At 67.4% G+C, this 16,811-nt stretch carries 24 protein-coding genes and 2 pseudogenes; 1 reads left to right on the forward strand and 25 read right to left on the reverse strand.

The window, feature by feature from the left end:
• From rpsM to Q0D57_RS15860, 9 genes and pseudogenes are all read right to left on the reverse strand, one after another.
• A pseudogene (rpsM, locus tag Q0D57_RS15820) lies at positions 1–71 on the reverse strand (30S ribosomal protein S13); the annotation flags it as partial.
• Between the two features lie 145 nt (positions 72–216).
• The gene (rpmJ, locus tag Q0D57_RS15825) at positions 217–333 is read right to left on the reverse strand and encodes a 50S ribosomal protein L36 (RefSeq protein WP_022898361.1); all 117 of its coding nucleotides are present in this window, start codon (positions 331–333) and stop codon (positions 217–219) included.
• 65 nt (positions 334–398) lie between these two features.
• A complete protein-coding gene (infA, locus tag Q0D57_RS15830; protein WP_022883252.1) occupies positions 399–620 on the reverse strand; it encodes a translation initiation factor IF-1 in 222 nt (73 codons plus the stop codon).
• A 123-nt stretch (positions 621–743) separates the two neighbouring features.
• Complete coding sequence (locus tag Q0D57_RS15835) at positions 744–1,895, reverse strand: mannitol-1-phosphate 5-dehydrogenase (RefSeq protein WP_291045823.1); 1,152 nt, start codon at positions 1,893–1,895, stop codon at positions 744–746.
• 21 nt (positions 1,896–1,916) lie between these two features.
• Positions 1,917–2,348, reverse strand: a complete 432-nt coding sequence (locus tag Q0D57_RS15840; protein WP_291045825.1) for a PTS sugar transporter subunit IIA — start codon at positions 2,346–2,348, stop codon at positions 1,917–1,919.
• A 25-nt stretch (positions 2,349–2,373) separates the two neighbouring features.
• The gene (locus Q0D57_RS15845) at positions 2,374–3,966 is read right to left on the reverse strand and encodes a PTS mannitol transporter subunit IICB (protein ID WP_291045827.1); all 1,593 of its coding nucleotides are present in this window, start codon (positions 3,964–3,966) and stop codon (positions 2,374–2,376) included.
• Positions 3,967–4,047: 81 nt separating this feature from the next.
• Positions 4,048–5,706, reverse strand: coding sequence for a phosphoenolpyruvate--protein phosphotransferase (gene ptsP / locus Q0D57_RS15850; RefSeq protein ID WP_291045829.1), 1,659 nt, complete (start codon positions 5,704–5,706; stop codon positions 4,048–4,050).
• A complete protein-coding gene (locus tag Q0D57_RS15855) occupies positions 5,706–5,972 on the reverse strand; it encodes an HPr family phosphocarrier protein (RefSeq protein WP_291045831.1) in 267 nt (88 codons plus the stop codon). The genes ptsP and Q0D57_RS15855 overlap by 1 nt, the downstream gene beginning before the upstream one ends.
• Before the next feature lie 23 nt (positions 5,973–5,995).
• Positions 5,996–6,334 carry a PTS sugar transporter gene (locus Q0D57_RS15860; RefSeq protein WP_291045833.1) on the reverse strand — a complete coding sequence of 113 codons (339 nt, stop codon included), beginning with the start codon at positions 6,332–6,334 and terminating at the stop codon, positions 5,996–5,998.
• Between the two features lie 109 nt (positions 6,335–6,443).
• On the opposite strand from Q0D57_RS15860, the gene Q0D57_RS15865 reads away from it, so the two are divergent.
• Entirely contained in the window at positions 6,444–8,366 is a 1,923-nt protein-coding gene (locus tag Q0D57_RS15865; RefSeq protein WP_291045835.1) for a BglG family transcription antiterminator, read from the forward strand.
• Between the two features lie 19 nt (positions 8,367–8,385).
• Here Q0D57_RS15865 and map read toward each other — a convergent pair whose 3' ends face one another.
• The 16 genes and pseudogenes from map to Q0D57_RS15945 form a co-directional block, all read right to left on the reverse strand.
• Complete coding sequence (gene map, locus Q0D57_RS15870; protein WP_291045837.1) at positions 8,386–9,237, reverse strand: type I methionyl aminopeptidase; 852 nt, start codon at positions 9,235–9,237, stop codon at positions 8,386–8,388.
• Positions 9,238–9,242: 5 nt separating this feature from the next.
• Positions 9,243–9,809, reverse strand: coding sequence for an adenylate kinase (locus tag Q0D57_RS15875; protein WP_291045839.1), 567 nt, complete (start codon positions 9,807–9,809; stop codon positions 9,243–9,245).
• On the reverse strand, positions 9,806–11,128 hold the full coding sequence (gene secY / locus Q0D57_RS15880) for a preprotein translocase subunit SecY (RefSeq protein WP_291045841.1): 1,323 nt from the start codon (positions 11,126–11,128) through the stop codon (positions 9,806–9,808). Before secY ends, Q0D57_RS15875 begins: the two co-directional genes overlap by 4 nt.
• Positions 11,129–11,260: 132 nt before the next feature.
• The gene (gene rplO / locus Q0D57_RS15885; RefSeq protein ID WP_291045843.1) at positions 11,261–11,959 is read right to left on the reverse strand and encodes a 50S ribosomal protein L15; all 699 of its coding nucleotides are present in this window, start codon (positions 11,957–11,959) and stop codon (positions 11,261–11,263) included.
• Entirely contained in the window at positions 11,959–12,141 is a 183-nt protein-coding gene (rpmD, locus tag Q0D57_RS15890) for a 50S ribosomal protein L30 (RefSeq protein WP_291045855.1), read from the reverse strand. Before rpmD ends, rplO begins: the two co-directional genes overlap by 1 nt.
• Positions 12,141–12,797 carry a 30S ribosomal protein S5 gene (gene rpsE / locus Q0D57_RS15895; protein ID WP_291045857.1) on the reverse strand — a complete coding sequence of 219 codons (657 nt, stop codon included), beginning with the start codon at positions 12,795–12,797 and terminating at the stop codon, positions 12,141–12,143. The genes rpmD and rpsE overlap by 1 nt, the downstream gene beginning before the upstream one ends.
• A gap of 32 nt (positions 12,798–12,829) precedes the next feature.
• Complete coding sequence (gene rplR / locus Q0D57_RS15900) at positions 12,830–13,201, reverse strand: 50S ribosomal protein L18 (RefSeq protein ID WP_259525297.1); 372 nt, start codon at positions 13,199–13,201, stop codon at positions 12,830–12,832.
• A gap of 3 nt (positions 13,202–13,204) precedes the next feature.
• Positions 13,205–13,741, reverse strand: coding sequence for a 50S ribosomal protein L6 (gene rplF, locus Q0D57_RS15905; RefSeq protein WP_259525298.1), 537 nt, complete (start codon positions 13,739–13,741; stop codon positions 13,205–13,207).
• Positions 13,742–13,747: 6 nt separating this feature from the next.
• Positions 13,748–14,146, reverse strand: a complete 399-nt coding sequence (gene rpsH / locus Q0D57_RS15910) for a 30S ribosomal protein S8 (RefSeq protein WP_259525299.1) — start codon at positions 14,144–14,146, stop codon at positions 13,748–13,750.
• A 79-nt stretch (positions 14,147–14,225) separates the two neighbouring features.
• Positions 14,226–14,813: a 50S ribosomal protein L5 gene (gene rplE, locus Q0D57_RS15915; RefSeq protein WP_259525300.1), complete on the reverse strand. Its 588-nt coding sequence runs from the start codon at positions 14,811–14,813 to the stop codon at positions 14,226–14,228.
• The gene (rplX, locus tag Q0D57_RS15920) at positions 14,813–15,172 is read right to left on the reverse strand and encodes a 50S ribosomal protein L24 (protein WP_291045848.1); all 360 of its coding nucleotides are present in this window, start codon (positions 15,170–15,172) and stop codon (positions 14,813–14,815) included. The genes rplE and rplX overlap by 1 nt, the downstream gene beginning before the upstream one ends.
• A 2-nt stretch (positions 15,173–15,174) precedes the next feature.
• Positions 15,175–15,543 carry a 50S ribosomal protein L14 gene (rplN, locus tag Q0D57_RS15925; protein WP_137837171.1) on the reverse strand — a complete coding sequence of 123 codons (369 nt, stop codon included), beginning with the start codon at positions 15,541–15,543 and terminating at the stop codon, positions 15,175–15,177.
• Positions 15,544–15,867: a 30S ribosomal protein S17 gene (rpsQ, locus tag Q0D57_RS15930; protein ID WP_291045851.1), complete on the reverse strand. Its 324-nt coding sequence runs from the start codon at positions 15,865–15,867 to the stop codon at positions 15,544–15,546.
• Positions 15,867–16,178, reverse strand: a complete 312-nt coding sequence (gene rpmC / locus Q0D57_RS15935; protein ID WP_259525304.1) for a 50S ribosomal protein L29 — start codon at positions 16,176–16,178, stop codon at positions 15,867–15,869. The genes rpsQ and rpmC overlap by 1 nt, the downstream gene beginning before the upstream one ends.
• Positions 16,178–16,597: a 50S ribosomal protein L16 gene (rplP, locus tag Q0D57_RS15940; protein WP_259479945.1), complete on the reverse strand. Its 420-nt coding sequence runs from the start codon at positions 16,595–16,597 to the stop codon at positions 16,178–16,180. Before rplP ends, rpmC begins: the two co-directional genes overlap by 1 nt.
• A gap of 2 nt (positions 16,598–16,599) precedes the next feature.
• Positions 16,600–16,811 (reverse strand): annotated as a pseudogene (locus Q0D57_RS15945) (30S ribosomal protein S3); the annotation flags it as partial.

The raw sequence follows: 16,811 nt of genomic DNA on the forward strand, positions 1-16,811 counted from the left end.
CCGTAGATGTACGTGAGGGCAACTTCCACGCGCTTGTCGCGGGGAATGTCAACTCCTGCTAGACGTGCCATTGTGGCTATCTCCTGTTGATGAGTGGAGGTCTGTGACAGTGAATGTGCTTCGGCCTCCGACCGAAGGTGTCCGCCGCCCGGCTCTCACCGGGCGGCTTCTGACACTGCCGTTTCTTGTGTCCGGGCCGGAGCCCAGGAGTTCTTGCTAGCCCTGGCGCTGCTTGTGGCGCGGGTTGCTCTTGCAGATCACCATGACGCGACCGTTGCGGCGGATGACGCGGCAGTGCTCGCAGATGGGCTTGACGCTGGGGTTGACCTTCATTGTTTTCTCTCTTCACTGTCCTCGTACCCCGTGGAATGCCAGGGGCCGTTACTTTCCAGCAGCGGCTACTTGTAGCGGTAGACGATCCGGCCACGGGTGAGGTCGTAGGGGCTCAGCTCCACGATCACGCGGTCCTCGGGGAGGATGCGGATGTAGTGCTGGCGCATCTTGCCCGAGATATGGGCAAGCACCTTGTGGCCGTTCGTCAGCTCCACCCGGAACATGGCGTTCGGGAGCGCCTCGACGACTGCGCCTTCGATCTCGATAACACCGTCTTTTTTGGCCATAGCCTCACTGTCGCTAAAAATAGGTTTCTGCTGGTCGTGCGGAGATTCGGATGCCTGTCGTCGCGTGACAACGGGCCCAAAACACCAAAGATCGAGCTTACGCTACGAATCGCCCTTGCGCAATCACCGATCGGAGTCTATAGAGCGCACCACGGCCACGAGGCCGTCATGCAGCGGGTGCCTGGCCTCGATGCCGCAGACCTGGGCGGCGAACTCCTCGGGGCTCAGCCGTGTCAGCAGATCGGCGAGCTCGGCGCTCTGCGGATCGCTCGGGGCGTCGAATCGCAGGGCGGCGCGCACGGCGCGCAGCAGCGCCTCGTGCGGCAGCCCTCGCTCGGCCAGCTCTGCGGCGGGTCCGATGAACCGCTCGTGCCGGCTGATCTTGCGGAGCGGCTGGCGCCCGACCCGCTCGGGGGTGTCGGTGAGGTAGGGGTTCGCGAAGCGCACGAGGTTCTTCTCGAGGTAGGCCTCCTGTGTGGCCGGGTCGAACTCGTGCTTGGCCACGAGGAGCGCCTTGGTCTCCTCGAGAACCGCCTTGACCTCACGGAAGACCTGCGGCACGGCGAGTGCGTCGGCGAGCGTCGAGGCGCCCTCGATCCAGCCGTGGTAGGCCGTGGTGGCGTGGCCGGTGTTGACCGTGAAGAGCTTGCGCTCGATGTAAGGGGCGAGGTCGTCCACGAAGTGCGCGGCGGGGATGCTCGGGGCGGCTCCCTGGAACGGCCCCTCCTCGATCGCCCACTCGAAGAAGTCCTCGACCGTCACGTCGAGCCCGGCACCGGGCTCCTGGTTCGGCACGATGCGATCGACGGCGGTGTTCGCGAAGATCGCGTGGCCGAGCGCCTCGGAGGCCTCGCCGCCGTCGAGACGGCCCACGATCTCGGCCTTCAGCGCATCCGTCGCATTGATGGCGTTCTCGCACGCCATGACGTGCAGGGGCGGCAGTGCCGCCTCGCGCGCCTCGAGGGCGCGGGCGATCACGGGCGCCACGAACTTCAGGATGTTCGGGCCCACGGCCGTCGTCACGAGCGATGCGGTGGCGATCTCGGCGACCACCGCATCCTCGTCGCTGCCGCTGTTGAGGGCGCGATAGCCCGTGACCGTGCGGGTGGAGGAGTCCTCCCCCACCGCGTGCACGTCGTAGCTCGACGATGTCGCCAGCGCGTCGATGAGCTCGGCGTTCACGTCGGCGAAGACGAGCTCGTAGCCGGCCTCGTGAAGGATGAGCCCCACGAAGCCTCGGCCGATGTTCCCGGCTCCGAAATGCACGGCTTTCATGGGGCTCTCCTTCATTCGCTGTTATTCGTTGACGTCGCCGAGGATCTCGAGGATCTCGTCGGGGGTTCCCGCGGCCAGCAGCTTCGCGACCTCGTCGTCATCGCTGAACACGATGGCGATCTTGGTGAGGATGTCCATGTGGCCACCCTCCTTGCCGGCGATGCCGACCACGAAGCGCACCTCTTCGCCGCCCCAGTCCAGGGCGTCGTCGTACCGCACGAACGAGAGCGCGGATTCGAGGATCGTGTCCTTGCCCTCGTTCGTGCCGTGCGGGATGGCTAGGAAGTTGCCCATGTACGTCGAGACCGTCTCCTCACGCTGGAGCATGAAGTCGAGGTACTCCCCGGTGACGGCTCCGGCGGCGACCAGGATGGCGGCCGCCTCGGCGATCGCGTCCTCCTTGGTGCGCGCGGTGCCGCTCAGTCGGATCTGCGACGGTTCCAGTACGGCCATGGGATTCTCCCTCTCCTGCAGGCGTCTACTCGACGCCGTGCTGCTGCTTGAGCTTCGCGATGACTTCCTCGTACCGCGGGCTGTTCATGAAGTTGTCGACCGACACGTGCTCCGCGCTCGGCGTGCGCTCCTGCGCCCGCGGCGTGAGCTCGCGCTGGGTGATCACGAGGTCGACGTCATCCTCCAGGCTTGCGATCGACTTGTTCACCACGGTGACGCCGTCGATGCCCGCCTTCTTGATCTTATTCCGCAGCACCGAGGCGCCCATGGCGCTCGATCCCATTCCGGCGTCGCAGGCGAACACGATGTTCGAGATGGGGCGCTGGTCGGTGAGCAGCGAGGTCTCCTCGGCCACGGCCTCGGCGTCGCCCGCGGGCACGCCCTCGGCGCGGAGGTTGCCGAGCACGCTCGACTCCTTGCCCTTGTTGGCCTCGGTCTTGGCCACGGCCGCCGACAGGTCGCCGGTCTCGCCGCGCTCGAGGTCGCGCTTGCGGCTGGCCCGCAGGATGACGGCCGTGATGATGAACGACACCGCCGCGGCCGCGATCACCGAGAGGATCACGCCGACGTAGCTGTCCTGCGCCGTCGCGGCGAGCACCGCGAAGATCGAGCCGGGCGAAGCCGCAGTGCGCAGGCCCGACTGGAAGAGCACGTTCACAGCGACACCGGTGGCGCCACCGGCGATCGCGGCGATGATGGTCAGCGGCTTCGACAGCACATAGGGGAAGTAGATCTCGTGGATGCCGCCGAAGAACTGGATGATGGCCGCTCCGGGGGCGCTCGCCTTGGCCAGTCCGATGCCGAAGATCGAGAAGGCGATCAGGATGCCGAGGCCGGGACCGGGGTTCGATTCGATCAGGAACAGGATCGACTTGCCGCTCTCCTGGACCTGGATGGCACCGAGCGGCGTGAAGACGCCGTGGTTGATCGCGTTGTTGAGGAACAGCACCTTGCCCGGCTCGACCAGGATGCTCACGAGCGGGAGGAGTCCCAGGGTGGTCAGCCAGTTCACGCCGGCCTCGAGGGCCGCGCTGATGGCCTGGATGACGGGAGCGATCCCGAAGAAGCCGGCGATGGCGAGGAGGAAGCCGAGGATGCCGGCAGAGAAGTTGTCGACCAGCATCTCGAAGCCGGCCTTGATCTTGCCTGCCCACAGCGAGTCGATCTTCTTCATCAGCCACGCCGCGAGCGGGCCCATGATCATGGCGCCGATGAACATCGGGATGCTCGCACCCACGATGACACCCATGGTCGCGATCGTGCCCACCACGCCGCCGCGTGCGCCGTAGACCATCCGGCCGCCGGTGTTCGCGATCAGCAGGGGGAGCAGATAGGTCAGCATGGGACCGACGAGGCCCACGTACGCCGTGAACGGCTCGCCCTCCTCGGGCTGGGTGAGCTGGGTCAGCCCGCCCGTCCAGCCGATGTCGGCCACGTTGCCGCCGCCGCCCAGGATGCCGTTGGGCAGCCAGCCGGTGGCGATGAAGAGGCTCGTGATGAGCCCCCAGGCGATGAACGCCGGGATGTTCGGCATGACCATGCCGCTGAGGAAGGTGCCGAAGCGCTGGACGCGCACGCGGGCTCCGCCTCCCTGCTTCGTTTCTGACGTCGTTGTCATGACGACTGCTCCGTTTCTGTGGTGTTCTCGGTGTCCGGGTGATGGTGCATTGCTAGGTGCGTGGTGTTCGTGTGGTGCGTCTCAGGGGGTCGCGGCGGAGGTGACCGCCGCGCGGGCCTCCACGGCGCTGTTGGCCGAGAGGGCCAGCTCGGCGAACCGGCGGGCCTCCTCGAGGGTGAAGCGGGCGAGCTCGGCCCGCACGTCGGCGAGCGCCGACGGCGACATCGAGAGCGTCGTGGCGCCCAGGCCCACGAGCACGACGGCGAGCAGCGGGTCGGCCGCCGCCTCGCCGCAGATGCCGACGGGCTTGCCGGTCGCGCGTCCCGCCTTGCCGACCTCGCCCACGAGCTTCAGCACGGCCGGGTGCCAGGGATCCTGGAACGAGGCGACCGAGCCCAGCAGCCGGTCGGCTGCGAGCGTGTACTGGGTGAGGTCGTTGGTGCCGATGGAGGCGAAGTCGGCGTCGGCGAGGATGCGGTCGGCCAGCAGTGCGGAGGAGGGCACCTCCACCATGACGCCGACGGTCTTCAGGCCGAGCTGGCGAGCGAGAGCGGTGAAGTAGCGGGTCTCCTCGACGGTCGAGACCATGGGCGCCATGACCCAGACGTCGGCGTCGGTCTCGGCGTCGGCCTCGGCGAGCGCGCGGAGCTGGTCGCGCAGGATGGGCTCGTTGGCGCGGAGGGCTCGCAGACCGCGGAGTCCGAGAGCCGGGTTCTCCTCGGCGGCGTCGTTGAGGAAGCTCAGCGGCTTGTCGGCGCCCGCGTCGAGGGCGCGCACGACGACCTTCTTGCCGGGGAAGGCCTGGAGAAGGCGCACGTACTGCGCCTTCTGGTCCTCCACCGTCGGAGCGGTCGCGGAGTCCAGGAAGAGGAACTCGGTGCGGAAGAGCCCGACGCCCTCGGCCCCCTTCTCCACCGCGTCGGCAGCGCCGTCGGCGGAGCCGAGGTTCGCGAGCAGGGGCACCGGCGTGCCGTCGGCGAGCGCACCGGGTCCGGTCGCGGCGCTCCGAGCGGCCTTGAGCTCCGCGGCGCGCGACTCGGCGGCTGCACGGGTCGCGTCGTCGGGGGCGACCGTGACGTCACCGGTCGCGGCGTCGACCACGATCTCGATGCCGTCGGCCAGCTCGAGCGCGCCGGCGACTCCCACGACCGCCACGATCGACTTCTCGCGGGCGAGGATGGCGGTGTGCGAGGTCGGTCCGCCGTCGCTCGTCACGAGGGCGAGAACCTTGGAGAGGTCGAGCAGCGCGGTGTCGGCCGGCGCGAGATCGCGGGCGACGAGCACGAACGGATGCTCCGGGTCGGGCACACCGGGAGCGGCCACGCCCCGCAGGTGCGCGACCACGCGCTGGGAGACGTCGTCGAGGTCGGTGGCCCGCTCCCCCATGTAGCCGCCCATGCTCACGAGCAGGTCGCGGAACGCCGCGAAGGCCTCGTAGACGGCGCGCTCGGCGGTCTTGCCCGAGTCGATCCGCACACCCACGTCGTCGATGAGCGTCGGGTCCTCGGCCATGAAGGCCTGCGCCTCGAGCACCTCCTTGGCGGAGCCTCCCGCCCGCTCGCCGCGCAGGCGGATGATCGCGGCGGTGGCGGCGAGGGAGGCGCGGGCGCGCTCCTTCTCGGCGTCGGGCGTCAGGGCGCTCGTGTCGTCGGCGGGCTCGGGGAGCGGGTCGGGCATCCGGAGCACGGTGCCCACGGCGATGCCGCGGCCGATGCCGGTGCCGTGCAGCACGTCGCCCATCAGGCGGCGTCCAGATCGGTGGCGAGGAGCTGGGCGAGCTCGTCGAGCACCGCGTCGGCGCCCTCGGCCTCGGAGACGAGCGTCACGGTGTCACCCTGCTCGATCCCGAGCGAGATCACGCCCAGGATGCTCGCGGCGTTCACCGACTTGTCGCCCTTGGAGAGCTGCACCGGAAGGCCCGCCTTCGCGACGGCCTGGGTGAAGAGCGACGCCGGGCGCGCGTGCAGCCCATGGGCGGATGCCATCTCGACGGTTCGTTCAGCCATCAGTCAATCTCCTTAGCTCCCGCTCATCCCTGAGCGATGTTCTGCGGACCCCGCGGCAGAGCGAGGAGTCCTGTCACGATGTCGGCGGCGATCTCCGCGCCGTCTGGCCCGAACACGGTGTCCGGCAGCAGGGCGGCCCTCGCACCCGCCGCTCGCGCGCGGCTGTCCAGTTCCTCGAACTGCGCGGAGAGGTGGGGTCCGACCAGCAGCACGCGCGTGGCGGCGAGCCTCTCGTCGACGTCCGGCAGCGTGCCGGCCTCGACGATCAGGTCGAGGTCGCGATCCCGGGCCACCCGGCGCAACCGGAGCGCGAGAAAGGTGCTCGATGCTCCTGCACCGCAGACGATGAGCACCTTGTCCACGCACGCCTCCTCGCGTCCTGCTTCGATCTCCATCGATACTCCGTCATCCCCGCCCACGCATCCAGCAGCTTTCCTTCCGCACCCCCGGAAGCGTCTAGGGTGACTGGTGATGAGAGCGAAGTACGAGCGTCTGCTGGACTACCTCGCGGCGGCCGACGACTGGGTCACGGCGGGCGAACTCGCGGACCGGCTCGGGGTGACGACCCGGAGCGTGCGGAGCTACGTCACGAGCGTCAAGACGGCGGCGAAACCGCTCGAGGTCATCGCCTCCTCCACCAGCGGCTACCGCCTCAACCGCGAGGCCTACGCCACGTTCGTGGCCGCACGGCGTTCGCGCGAGACCGACGGCGGGAGCCCGCGCGAGCGCGTGCACTTCATCATCCGCGCGCTCGGCGATGCCCCGGCGGGGCTCGACCTCTACGACCTGGCGGCGAATCTCTTCGTGAGCGAGTCCACCGTGGAGGCCGACCTCCGAAAGGCCAAGCTCCTCGTCGACGACGCAGGGCTCTCGCTCGCGCGTCGAGGCAGCACGGTGTCGCTCGTGGGCAGCGAGCTCAACCGCCGGCGGCTGCTGAGCCGGGTGTTCCGGGACGAGAGCGCGCAGGGCTTCCTCGACCTCGAGAACATCCAGCGCGAGTTCTCCTCCGAGAACCTCTCGGGCTTCAAGTCGGACCTCATCGCGATGCTCGACGGCAACGGCTACTTCGTCAACGAGTACTCGATCGACAACGTTCTGCTCCACATCGTGATCGCGGTCGACCGGGTGGGCAAGAACCTCTCGATCGAACCGGTGGAGGGCCCGAAGGCGTCCGAGACGATCCGCGAGGTCGCCGGTCACCTCGACGACCTCATCCGCTCGCACTTCGATGCGGCACTCGGCGTGCGCGAGCTCAGCTACCTCTCCGTGCTCCTCACCACGCGGGTGCTGACCCCCGGGCACAACGAGCCCACCGAGTTCGTGGCCGAGACCTACCTCGGCGCGGAGGATCTCGCCGAGATGCGGCGGATCGTGCGGCTCGCGAGCGACGAGTACCTCGTCGACCTCGACGACGAGGACTTCACGGTGCGGCTCGGCCTCCACATCCGGAACCTCGTGGCGCGCGCCCAGGAGAACTCGTTCTCCCGCAATCCCATGACGCGCTCCATCAAGGGCTCGTACCCGATGATCTACGAGCTCGCCGTCTTCATCGCCAGCCAGATCCAGCGCGGCTACGACATCACGGTCAACGAGGACGAGATCGCCTACATCGCCCTGCACGTGGGCTCGTACCTCGAGCGCCAGAACCTCCGCCAGGAGCGCGTGAGCTGCGCGATCGTGAGCCCGAACTACTACGACATGCACCTCGCGCTCCGGGAGCGGCTCGAGGCCGCTCTCGGCTCCGAGCTCGAGGTCGAGGTCGTCATCACGCGCGCCGACGTCGACTGGAACGCCCTCTCCTCCGACATCGTCGTCACGACCATCCCCGTGCAGGCCGCGCGCGAGAACGTGGTGGTCGTGCCGCCCTTCCTCACTGAGGCCGACATCGACGCCGTGCGCCGGGGCGTGACCGCCGTGCGTCGCCATCGCCGGCGCATGCGGCTGAAGGACGAGCTGCTGCAGTACTTCGACGAGCGGCTCTTCTGGCGGAACCTCTCCGCCGCGTCCGAGGCCGAGATGATCCGCACCCTCGGTCGCGCCATGGTCGGGCTCCGCGTCATCGACGACAGCTACGTCGAGGGCGCGATCGAGCGCGAGCGGATGTCGTCGACCGCCTTCACCGACACCATCGCTGTCCCCCACGCCATGGTCATGAGCGCCAGCCGCACCGCGATCTCGATCGTCGTCAACGAGACCCCCATGGCGTGGGGCGAGAACCGCGTCAACGTCATCGCCCTGATCGCCTTCAGCGAGAGCGGCCGGCGTGCCTTCCAGACCGTCTTCGACCAGCTGGTCGAGGTCTTCTCCGACCGCGACGACCTGCAGCGTATCGTGCGCCGCTCGAACGACTTCGCGTCCTTCATCGACGAGCTCGTGCACGTCATGGAGGCCTGAGGCCCGGCCTCGGCGCCTGCTACGGGATCGGGACCGGCGTCACGCCGAGCGGTGCGAGCGCTGCCGCTCCCCCGTCTTCGGCGGTCAGCACCCAGATGCCGTCCTTGTGCACGGCCACGGAGTGCTCCCAGTGGCTCGACATGCTGCCGTCGGCCGAGGCCACGGTCCACTCGTCGTCGCGCACGAACGTCTCGGTCGTGCCGGCGGTGATCATCGGCTCGATCGCCACCACGAGCCCGGGCTTCACCTCGGGTCCGCGCTGGCGCACGCGGTAGTTGAACACCGGCGGCGCCTCGTGCATGCTGCGCCCGATCCCGTGCCCGATGTAGTCGGTGAGGATGCCGTAGACAGCCCCCTGGGCCACCGACGGATGCTCCTCCACGTACTCCTCGATCGCCTCGCCCACCTCGTTGAGGTGCCGGGCGGTCGCGAGCCGCGCGATGCCGTGCCAGAGCGACTGCTCGGTGACGTCGGAGAGCAGGCGGCGCGCGGCGACCTCGTCGGGCCGGGTCGGGTCGTCGAGCACCACGGTCATCGCCGAGTCGCCGTTCCACCCGCCCACATCGGCCCCGCTGTCGATCGACACGATGTCGCCCGGCTGCAGCAGGCGCGCGCCGGGGATGCCGTGGACGATGTCGTCGTTGACCGACGCGCAGACGGTGTGCGCGTATCCGGGCACCAGCTGGAAGTTCGAGCGGCCGCCACGCTCCCGGATGACCCGGTCCGCGATGGCATCCAGCTCGAGGGTCGAGACGCCGGGAGCGATGGCCTCGCGAACGGCCGCGAGCGAGGCCGCGGTCACGAGACCCGGCTCGACCATGAGCCGGAGCTCGGCGGGCGTCTTGTAGATGCCCTTGTTGCGGCCCAGCATCCGGCTCAGTGGCCGGAGAGCGCGTCGACGATGCGCTCGGTGACCTCATCGACGCTGCCGAGGCCGTCGACCTCGAGCACGAGCTGGCGCCCGGCGTAGACCGCGATCAGCGGAGCGGTCTGCTCGGCGTAGACGTCGAGCCGCTTGCGGATGACCTCTTCGGTGTCGTCGCTGCGGCCCTGCTCGGCCGAGCGCTTGAGCAGCCGGGAGACGACCTCGTCGGTGTCGGCGGTGAGCACGACGACCGCGTCGAGGGTGACGGCCGCCACACCGAGGATGTCGTCGAGCTCCTCGACCTGCTGCAGGGTCCGCGGGTAGCCGTCGAGCAGGAAGCCGTCGGCCGCGTCGCTCTGACCGAGACGGTCTCGCACCAGGTCGTTCGTGAGCGCATCGGGCACGTACTGCCCCGCGTCCATGTACTCCTTGGCCTTGAGCCCGAGCTCGGTGCCGGCCTTGACGTTCTCGCGGAAGATGTCGCCGGTCGAGATCGCGGGGATGCCGTAGTTCTTCGACAGGCGGGCCGCCTGCGTGCCCTTGCCGGCACCGGGCGGCCCGATGAGCAGCAGCCTCATCGAAGCAGTCCCTCATAGTGCCGCTGCTGCAGCTGGGAGTCGATCTGCTTCACGGTCTCGAGTCCGACACCCACGATGATCAGGATCGACGCACCACCGAACGGGAAGTTCTGGTTCGCCCCCACCAGCACGAGCGCTATCAGCGGAAGCAGTGCGACGAGACCCAGGTAGATCGAGCCGGGCAGCGTGATGCGGGTCAGCACGTAGTCGAGGTACTCGGCCGTCGGGCGGCCCGCGCGGATGCCGGGGATGAAGCCACCGAACTTCTTCATGTTGTCGGCGACCTCTTCGGGGTTGAAGGTGATCGCGACGTAGAAGTAGGTGAAGCCGACGATGAGCAGGAAGTACAGCAGCATGTAGAGCGGGTGATCGCCGCGCACCAGGTAGTTGTTGATCCAGGTCACCCAGCCGGCCGGGGTCTCCCCCGCTGCAGGCTGGTTGAACTGCGCGATGAGAGCCGGCAGGTACAGCAGCGACGAGGCGAAGATGACGGGCACCACGCCGGCCATGTTGACCTTGATCGGGATGTACGTGTTGTTGCCGCCGTAGGTGCGCCTGCCCACCACGCGCTTGGCGTACTGCACAGGGATGCGCCTCTGGTAGAGCTCCACGAACACGACGGCCGCGACCACCGCGATTCCCACACCGAGCACCAGCAGGAAGGTCTCGAAGCCGCGGGTCTCGGCGATGAGCCAGAGCGACGACGGGAAGGTGGAGGCGATCGAGGTGAAGATCAGCAGCGACATGCCATTGCCGATGCCGCGCTCGGTGATCATCTCGCCGAACCACATGATGACACCGGTGCCCGCGGTCATGGTGATGACCATGAGCAGGATCGCGTACCAGGCGTCGTTGGTGATCAGCTGGCCGCACTCGGCGACGGTCGAGGTGCCGAACAGGGCGCCCGAGCGGGCCACCGTGATGAGCGTCGTCGACTGCAGCACGCCGAGGGCGATGGTCAGGTAGCGCGTGTACTGCGTGAGCTTCGACTGACCGGCCTGGCCCTCCTTGTGGAGGGTCTCGAAGTGGGGGATGACCACGCGCAGCAGCTGCACGATGATCGACGCCGTGATGTACGGCATGATGCCCAGCGCGAAGATCGACAGCTGGAGCAGCGCGCCACCTGAGAACAGGTTGACGAGCTCGTAGAGGCCCGACGTGCCTTGGTTGGCCACCAGACAGGTCTGCACGTTTCCGAAGTCCACGAAGGGAGCGGGGATGAATGATCCCAGACGGAACAGCGCGACGATGCCGAGCGTGAAGCCAATCTTTCTGCGGAGATCCGGCGTACGGAAGATCCTCGCGACGGCTTTGAACAAAAAGGGCCTCCTGCGTTCGTGTGGCTCAATGCCAAGAAATCCGGTGACCCGATTCGTGGCCTCGACAGGCTACATCATTCTCGTGACGTATCTGTGCTCGGTCTACGGATCGGGTCACCGGATCAGCGATACCTACTTGACGGAACCACCCGCGGCGACGATCTTCTGCTCGGCGGAGCCGGAGACCTTGTCGACCGCGACGGTCAGCTTCACGGAGATGTCGCCATCCCCGAGGACCTTGACCTTCTCGTTCTTGCGAACCGCGCCCTTGGCCACCAGGTCGGAGATGGTGACATCTCCACCGGCGGGGTAGAGCTCCGCGAGCTTCTCCAGGTTCACGACCTGGTACTCCACGCGGAACGGGTTCTTGAAGCCGCGGAGCTTCGGGGTGCGCATGTGCAGCGGCATCTGCCCACCCTCGAAGCCGACGCGCACCTGGTAGCGGGCCTTCGTGCCCTTGGTGCCACGGCCGGCGGTCTTGCCCTTCGAGCCCTCACCACGGCCGACACGCGTGCGTGCCTTCTTGGCGCCGGGGGCGGGACGGAGGTGGTGGACCTTCAGCACCTGCTCGCGGGGAGCAGCGGCCTCGTCGGCCTTGGCAGCGGCCTTGGGCGCCTTGGCGGCGGCCGGGGCCTTCACCTCGGCGTCGGCGGCCTTGTCGGCCTTGGGCGCGGCGGCCTTCGGCGCAGCAGCCTTCTTGGGAGCGGCGGCCTTGGCCGGAGCCTTCTCCGCAGCAGCCTTGGGGGCGGCCTTCTCGGCGGGCGCCTTCTTGGGGGCGGCAGCCTTCTTCGGAGCCGCCTTCGCGGTCTCCTTGGCTTCTTCTTCAGCCATTAGTCAATCTCCTCGACCTTCACCAGGTGTGCGACGGTGCGCACGTAGCCCCGGTTCTGGGCGTTGTCTTCGCGAACGACGCTCTGGCCGATCTTCTTCAGTCCGAGGCTGCGCAGCGTGTCCCGCTGGTTCTGCTTCTCGCTGATCTTGGACTTGATCTGGGTCACCTTCAGGTTCGCCATCATGCACCTGCCTTCGCAGCTAGAGCGTCGGCCTCGGCGCGCACGAGGCGGGCCGGGGCGACGTCTTCGAAGTCGAGGCCACGACGAGCGGCGACGGCGCGCGGCTCTTCGAGCTGCTGCAGCGCCTCCACGGTCGCGTGCACGATGTTGATCGTGTTCGACGAGCCGAGCGACTTCGAGAGGATGTCGTGGATGCCGGCGCACTCGAGGACGGCGCGCACCGGGCCACCGGCGATGACGCCGGTACCGGCGGCGGCGGGGCGCAGGAGCACCACACCGGCGGCCGCCTCACCCTGAACCGGGTGGGGGATCGTGTTGCCGACGCGGGGGACGCGGAAGAAGTTCTTCTTCGCCTCCTCGACGCCCTTGGAGATGGCGGTCGGGACCTCGCGGGCCTTGCCGTAGCCGACGCCCACCAGGCCGTTGCCGTCGCCGACGACCACGAGAGCGGTGAAGCTGAAGCGACGACCACCCTTCACGACCTTCGAGACGCGGTTGATGGTGACGACGCGCTCCAGGAACTGGCTCTTGTCGGCGTCGCGCCCACCGCGGTCACCGCGGTTGGGGTTGCGCTCACGGCCGCCACGGCGTGCCTCGCGGGGCTCGCTCTGGTTCTGGCCGCTCGATGCGGCCGTCTCCACGGGCGCCTCGGTGATTGCTGCCACGTCGGGCTCCTTGATGTTCTCGCTCACAGGTTCAGACCGCCCTCTCGTGCTCCATCGGCGATCGCGGCGACACGACCGGCGTAACGGTTACCGCCGCGGTCGAAGACCACGGCCTCGATGCCGGCCAGCTTGGCGCGCTCGGCCACGAGCTCGCCGACCTTCTTCGCCTTGGCGGTCTTGTCACCGTCGAAGCTGCGGAGATCGGTCTCGAGGGTCGAGGCCGACGCGAGGGTGTGACCCTTGCTGTCGTCGACGACCTGCACGAAGACGTGACGAGCCGAACGGGTGACCACGAGACGCGGACGCGCCGGGGTGCCTTCGACCTTCTTGCGGAGTCGCGCGTGCCGGCGGTCGCGGGCTGCGGACTTCGACTTTCCTCTGGTTCCAGTAGCCATGGCTTACTTACCACTCTTTCCGGCCTTGCGGCGAACGACCTCGCCGGCGTAGCGCACACCCTTGCCCTTGTAGGGCTCGGGCTTGCGCAGCTTGCGAATGTTGGCGGCAACCTCACCGACGGCCTGCTTGTCGATGCCGTTGACCGTGAGCTTGTTGTTGCCCTCGACGGTGAACGTGATGCCCGCAGGCGGTTCGACCGAGATGGGGTGGGAGTACCCGAGCGCGAACTCCACGCCGGAGCCCTTGGCGGCGACGCGGTAACCCGTGCCGACGACCTCGAGGCTCTTGGAGTAGCCCGTGGTGACGCCGATGATCTGGTTGGCGATCAGGGTGCGGGTCAGACCGTGCAGCGAACGCGAGGTGCGCTCGTCGTCGGGACGGGTGACGAGAACCTGGTTCTCCTCGACCGTGGCGGCGATGGGAGCGGCGATGGTGAGCGCGAGCTCACCCTTCGGGCCCTTGACGGTGACGTCCTGGCCGGCGATCGAGACGGTGACGCCGGTGGGGATGTCGATGGGAAGACGTCCGATACGTGACATTGTCGGTTACCACACGTAGGCGAGGACTTCCCCACCCACGCCCTTCTTGCTCGCCTGACGGTCCGTGAGGAGACCAGAGGAGGTGGACAGGATCGCGACGCCGAGGCCACCGAGCACGGTGGGGATCTCGGTCGACTTCGCGTAGACGCGGAGACCGGGCTTGGAGACGCGCTTGATGCCCGCGATCGAACGCTCGCGGTTGGGGCCGAACTTCAGGCTCAGCGTGAGCGTCTGGCCGACCTTGGCGTCGGCGACCTCCCAGCCGGAGATGTAGCCCTCCGACTTGAGGATCTCGGCGATGTGCGACTTGAGCTTCGAGTGCGGCATCGACACGGTGTCGTGGTGTGCCGAGTTCGCGTTGCGCAGTCTGGTCAGCATGTCTGCGACCGGATCTGTCATTGTCATGATGTGTTGCCTTTCGCGCCTGGTTTCGGACACGCTTTACGAGCGAGCCGACCTGTGGTCGTCGTGGGTGGGGTGGTGCTTAGGAGTTTTCGGCCGTCTTGAAGGGGAAGCCGAGCGCCTTGAGCAGCGCGCGTCCCTCGTCGTCGGTCTTCGCGGTGGTCACGACGGTGATGTCGAAGCCACGCACGCGGTCGATCTTGTCCTGGTCGATCTCGTGGAACATCGACTGCTCGGTCAGACCGAAGGTGTAGTTGCCGCGGCCGTCGAACTGCTTGTCCGAGAGGCCACGGAAGTCGCGGATACGGGGAAGCGCGAGCGAGAGAAGGCGGTCCAGGAACTCCCAGGCGCGGTCGCCACGGAGCGTGACGTGAGCGCCGATGGGCTGTCCCTCACGCAGCTTGAACTGCGCGATCGACTTGCGGGCCTTCGTGACCTGGGGCTTCTGACCGGTGATCGCGGTGAGGTCCTTGACCGCGCCGTCGATGACCTTGCCATCGCGGGCGGCCTCGCCGACACCGGTGTTGACCACGATCTTCACGAGCCCGGGCACCTGGTGCACGTTCGTGAAGTCGAAGTCCTTCGTCAGCTGCGCGACGATCTCGTTCTTGTACTTCTGCTTCAGGCGCGGCTGGATTTTGCCAGCGGGCGCGGCAGTCTCGGTGCTCATCAGAGGTCTTTTCCTGACTTCTTCGCGTAACGAACGCGGACCGTCTTGGTGACGCCGTCCTTCGTGACTTCTTCGTTGCGGTGGCCGACGCGGGTCGGCTTCTTGGTCTCGGGGTCGACGAGGGCGACGTTCGACACGTGGATCGGCGCCTCCATCGTCTCGATGCCGCCGGTCTTGGTGCCGCGCTGCGACTGGCCGACGCGGACGTGCTTCGTGACGAAGTTCACGCCCTCGACGATGACGCGGTCCTTCTCGACCAGCACCTCGATGACACGACCCTGCTTGCCGCGGTCTCCGCCGCGGGCCTCGCTGGATCCGGAGATGACCTGAACCAGGTCACCCTTCTTGATGTTCGCCATGACTAGATAACCTCCGGTGCCAGCGAGATGATCTTCATGAACTTCTTGTCACGGAGCTCACGACCGACGGGGCCGAAGATGCGGGTGCCACGGGGGTCACCGTCGTTCTTCAGGATCACTGCGGCGTTCTCGTCGAACTTGATGTACGAGCCGTCGGGACGACGGGTCGACTTGACGGTGCGGACGATGACGGCCTTGACCACATCGCCCTTCTTGACGTTTCCGCCGGGGATGGCGTCCTTGACGGTCGCGACGATGACATCGCCGAGGCCGGCGTAGCGACGGCCCGATCCACCGAGCACGCGAATCGTCAGGAGCTCCTTGGCGCCGGTGTTGTCGGCGACCTTGACTCGTGATTCTTGCTGCAGCATTTACTTCGCCTTTTCCAGGATCTCGACCAGGCGCCAGCGCTTGGACGCTGACAGGGGACGGGTCTCGTTGATGAGCACGAGGTCGCCGATGCCGGCGCTGTTGGTCTCGTCGTGCGCCTTCACCTTGGAGGTGCGGCGGATGACCTTGCCGTACAGCGGGTGCTTCACGCGGTCCTCGACCTCGACGACGATGGTCTTGTCCATCTTGTCGCTGGTGACGTAGCCGCGGCGGGCCTTGCGGTACCCGCGGGCTGCCTCGTCCTTGACGTCGTGGGCGGCCGACTCGTGTCCGGCGTCCGTGACCTTCTCTTCGGTTTTAGCCATTACTTGCTGGCCTCCTCGGTCTCGGCAGCGTCAGCGGCCTTCTTGGATGACTTCTTGGTCGTCTTGGCCGGAGCCTCGACGGGGGCGGGAGTGGCACGGATGCCGAGCTCGCGCTCACGGATGACGGTGTAGATACGAGCGATGTCGCGCTTCACGGAGCGCAGGCGCCCGTGGCTTTCGAGCTGCCCGGTGGCCGACTGGAAGCGCAGGTTGAACAGCTCTTCCTTGGCCTTGCGAAGCTCCTCGAGAAGTCGGGAATCTTCGAACGTGTCGAGCTCCGCCGAGGCGAGCTCCTTAGAACCGATCGCCATTACGCGTCGCCCTCCTCGCGCTTGATGATGCGTGCCTTGAGAGGCAGCTTGTGAATTGCACGGGTCAGTGCCTCGCGAGCGATGGTCTCGTTGACCCCGCTCAGCTCGAACAGCACGCGTCCCGGCTTGACGTTGGCGACCCACCACTCGGGCGAACCCTTACCGGAACCCATGCGGGTCTCAGCAGGCTTCTTCGTGAGCGGACGGTCGGGGTAGATGTTGATCCACACCTTTCCACCACGCTTGATGTGACGGGTCATCGCGATACGAGCGGACTCGATCTGACGGTTGGTCACGTAGGCGGGGGTGAGGGCCTGGATGCCGTACTCACCGAAGTTCACCGTGGTGCCGCCGGTGGCCTGGCCACTGCGTCCCGGGTGGTGCTGCTTGCGGTGCTTTACTCGACGGGGGATAAGCATGGTTACGCCTCAACTCCTGCTGCGACCGGTGCGTCCGCCTTGGGGGCGGAGTTGCGGCGCGGACGGTCACGGTCACCGCGCTCGGGGCGCGACGACTTCTGGTTGGCCTGCTCGCGAGCGAGCTCCTTGTTGGTGATGTCGCCCTTGTAGATCCAGACCTTCACACCGATGCGGCCGAACGTCGTCTTGGCCTCGTAGAAGCCGTAGTCGATGT

This window comes from Herbiconiux sp., from assembly GCF_023264895.1.
Classification (GTDB): Bacteria; Actinomycetota; Actinomycetes; order Actinomycetales; family Microbacteriaceae; genus Herbiconiux.

Coding starts and splice junctions, on each gene's coding strand:
- rplF (WP_259525298.1), bottom strand. CDS start 13,741: ATGTCACGTATCGGACGTCTTCCCATCGACATCCCCACCGGCGTCACC.
- Q0D57_RS15845 (WP_291045827.1), bottom strand. CDS start 3,966: ATGACAACGACGTCAGAAACGAAGCAGGGAGGCGGAGCCCGCGTGCGC.
- rplO (WP_291045843.1), bottom strand. CDS start 11,959: ATGGCTGAAGAAGAAGCCAAGGAGACCGCGAAGGCGGCTCCGAAGAAG.
- rplX (WP_291045848.1), bottom strand. CDS start 15,172: ATGGCGAACATCAAGAAGGGTGACCTGGTTCAGGTCATCTCCGGATCC.
- ptsP (WP_291045829.1), bottom strand. CDS start 5,706: ATGGGCGACGTGCTGCACGGCACCGGCATCGGCCGCGGCATCGCCGTG.
- rplE (WP_259525300.1), bottom strand. CDS start 14,813: ATGAGCACCGAGACTGCCGCGCCCGCTGGCAAAATCCAGCCGCGCCTG.
- rpsQ (WP_291045851.1), bottom strand. CDS start 15,867: ATGGCTAAAACCGAAGAGAAGGTCACGGACGCCGGACACGAGTCGGCC.
- rplN (WP_137837171.1), bottom strand. CDS start 15,543: ATGCTGCAGCAAGAATCACGAGTCAAGGTCGCCGACAACACCGGCGCC.
- Q0D57_RS15840 (WP_291045825.1), bottom strand. CDS start 2,348: ATGGCCGTACTGGAACCGTCGCAGATCCGACTGAGCGGCACCGCGCGC.
- Q0D57_RS15875 (WP_291045839.1), bottom strand. CDS start 9,809: ATGAGGCTGCTGCTCATCGGGCCGCCCGGTGCCGGCAAGGGCACGCAG.
- rpmC (WP_259525304.1), bottom strand. CDS start 16,178: ATGGCGATCGGTTCTAAGGAGCTCGCCTCGGCGGAGCTCGACACGTTC.
- rpmD (WP_291045855.1), bottom strand. CDS start 12,141: ATGGCGAACCTGAAGGTGACCCAGATCAAGTCCAAGATCAGCGAGAAG.
- rplP (WP_259479945.1), bottom strand. CDS start 16,597: ATGCTTATCCCCCGTCGAGTAAAGCACCGCAAGCAGCACCACCCGGGA.
- Q0D57_RS15835 (WP_291045823.1), bottom strand. CDS start 1,895: ATGAAAGCCGTGCATTTCGGAGCCGGGAACATCGGCCGAGGCTTCGTG.
- Q0D57_RS15865 (WP_291045835.1), top strand. CDS start 6,444: ATGAGAGCGAAGTACGAGCGTCTGCTGGACTACCTCGCGGCGGCCGAC.
- infA (WP_022883252.1), bottom strand. CDS start 620: ATGGCCAAAAAAGACGGTGTTATCGAGATCGAAGGCGCAGTCGTCGAG.
- rplR (WP_259525297.1), bottom strand. CDS start 13,201: ATGGCTACTGGAACCAGAGGAAAGTCGAAGTCCGCAGCCCGCGACCGC.
- rpmJ (WP_022898361.1), bottom strand. CDS start 333: ATGAAGGTCAACCCCAGCGTCAAGCCCATCTGCGAGCACTGCCGCGTC.
- Q0D57_RS15855 (WP_291045831.1), bottom strand. CDS start 5,972: ATGGCTGAACGAACCGTCGAGATGGCATCCGCCCATGGGCTGCACGCG.
- map (WP_291045837.1), bottom strand. CDS start 9,237: ATGCTGGGCCGCAACAAGGGCATCTACAAGACGCCCGCCGAGCTCCGG.
- rpsH (WP_259525299.1), bottom strand. CDS start 14,146: ATGACAATGACAGATCCGGTCGCAGACATGCTGACCAGACTGCGCAAC.